Annotated in this window: 1 protein-coding gene; it reads right to left on the minus strand. The window is 70.2% G+C overall.

What is annotated here, in order from left to right:
* Positions 1 to 534: MATE family efflux transporter (locus tag FJV41_RS57170; RefSeq protein WP_281291664.1), on the minus strand; the 534-nt coding region annotated here is incomplete at its 3' end.
* Between the last annotated feature and the right edge of the window lie 16 nt (positions 535 to 550).

Here is a 550-nt window from a genome sequence, read left to right on the forward strand (position 1 = left end):
GGCCGGAAAACTCCACCAGATCGCATCCGTGCCCAGCCAGGGCTGCAGGCCGTAGGCGATCGGCAGGCGGATGCCCCAGAGCGCCAGGCCCAGGATGATGAGCGGAGGCACCACCGCGCCGGTGGAGCGCACCACGCCCGAAAGCACGAAGGTCACGCCGAAGAACAGGAACGACCCCACGGCGATGTGGTTGAGGTGGCGCGCCGCCTCCAGCGATACGCTGCCCGCCGGCAGGAAGAGCGACAGCGCCGTGCGGTCCAGCACCACCAGCGGCACGATGATCGCGCCGGTCAGCACGAAATTGAACAGCGTGCCGCTGCGGGCCACGCCGTCCACCCGCTCCCAGCGGCCGGCGCCCACGTTCTGCGCCGCCATCGACGAGCAGGCCGCGCCGATCGCCATGGCGGGCATCTGCACGTAGGTCCAGAGCTGCAGCGCCGCGCCGTAGGCCGATGCGGTGACCACGCCCTGCGCGTTGACCAGGCCCATCAGCATCAGCATGGCGGTGGAGATCATCACCATCTGCGCCCCCATCGGCAGCCCCTTGACG

The organism is Myxococcus llanfairpwllgwyngyllgogerychwyrndrobwllllantysiliogogogochensis, assembly GCF_006636215.1.
Lineage (GTDB): Bacteria > Myxococcota > Myxococcia > Myxococcales > Myxococcaceae > Myxococcus > Myxococcus llanfairpwllgwyngyllgogerychwyrndrobwllllantysiliogogogochensis.